This window comes from Streptomyces sp. WELS2 (assembly GCF_013870595.1).
In the GTDB taxonomy this organism is placed as follows: Bacteria; Actinomycetota; Actinomycetes; order Streptomycetales; family Streptomycetaceae; genus Streptomyces.
In genome coordinates, this window is sequence record NZ_JACBWZ010001254.1 from 1 (window position 1) to 1,324 (window position 1,324).

1 protein-coding gene is annotated in these 1,324 nt (G+C 72.4%); it reads right to left on the minus strand.

Translation table 11 applies throughout. From position 1 onward, the window contains the following. Positions 1-72: 72 nt before the first annotated feature. On the minus strand, positions 73-1,324 hold a 1,252-nt coding region (locus H5J33_RS35485), incomplete at its 5' end, for a gamma-aminobutyraldehyde dehydrogenase (RefSeq protein WP_181798753.1).

The following is a 1,324-nucleotide window of genomic DNA, read 5'->3' on the forward strand; positions in this document are numbered from 1 at the left end:
GGTTCGGGCTCGTACTGCTCCATGCGCGTGGTGCCCTTTCGGGAGGGTCGGCCTGGTCAGCGGCCTGGTCGGTCAGCGGTCCCCGAAGACGGTGCGGTGCCAGTCCTTGGCGGCCACCGCGGTGTTGTCGAACATGACGTGCTTGATCTGCGTGTACTCCTCGAAGGAGTACGCCGACATGTCCTTGCCGAAGCCCGACGCCTTGTACCCGCCGTGCGGCATCTCGCTGATGATCGGGATGTGGTCGTTGACCCAGACGCAGCCCGCCTTGATCTCGCGGGTGGCCCGGTTCGCACGGTAGACGTCGCGCGTCCACGCGGAGGCGGCCAGGCCGTACGGCGTGTCGTTGGCCAGCCGCAGGCCCTCGTCGTCGCTGTCGAAGGGCAGGACGACCAGGACCGGGCCGAAGATCTCCGACTGGACGATCTCGCTGTCCTGGGCGGCGCCGGCGATCAGGGTGGGCCGGTAGTAGGCGCCCTCCGTCAGCTCGCCCCGGGGTGCCTCGCCGCCGGTGACCACGCGCGCGTAGCCGCGCGCCCGGTCCACGAAGCCGGCCACCCGGTCGCGCTGGGCGTGGGAGACCAGCGGCCCGAGGTCGGTGCCGGGCTCGAACGGGTCGCCGAGCCGGACGGTCTCCATCAGCGCCGCCGTCCGCTCCACGAACGCCTCGTACAGCGGGCGCTGCACGTACGCGCGCGTGGCGGCCGTGCAGTCCTGGCCGCTGTTGATGAGCGCGCCCGCGACCGCGCCGTGCGCGGCGGCCTCCAGGTCGGCGTCGTCGAACACGACGAAGGGCGCCTTGCCGCCCAGCTCCAGGTGCAGCCGCTTGACGGTGGCCGTGGCGATCCCGGCGACGCGCCGGCCGACGGCGGTGGACCCGGTGAAGGAGGTCATGGCGACGTCCGGGTGTCCGACCAGGTGCTCGCCGGCCTCCTTCCCGGTCCCGGTGACGATGTTGACCACCCCGGCCGGGATGCCCGCGTCCGTGGCCGCCCGCGCGAACATCAGCGAGGTCAGCGGGGTGGTCTCGGCGGGCTTCAGCACGACGGTGTTGCCCGCGGCGATCGCCGGGAGGATCTTCCAGGCGGCCATCTGGAGCGGGTAGTTCCAGGGCGCGATGGACCCGACCACCCCGATGGGCTCGCGCCGGATGTACGACGTGTGGTCCCCGGAGTACTCACCGGCGGACTGTCCCTGCAGGTGCCGGGCGGCACCCGCGAAGAAGGCGGTGTTGTCGACCGTGCCCGGCACGTCGAACTCGCGGGTGAGCTTGAGCGGCTTGCCGCACTGGAGGGACTCGGCGCGGGCGAGGTCCTCGGCGCGC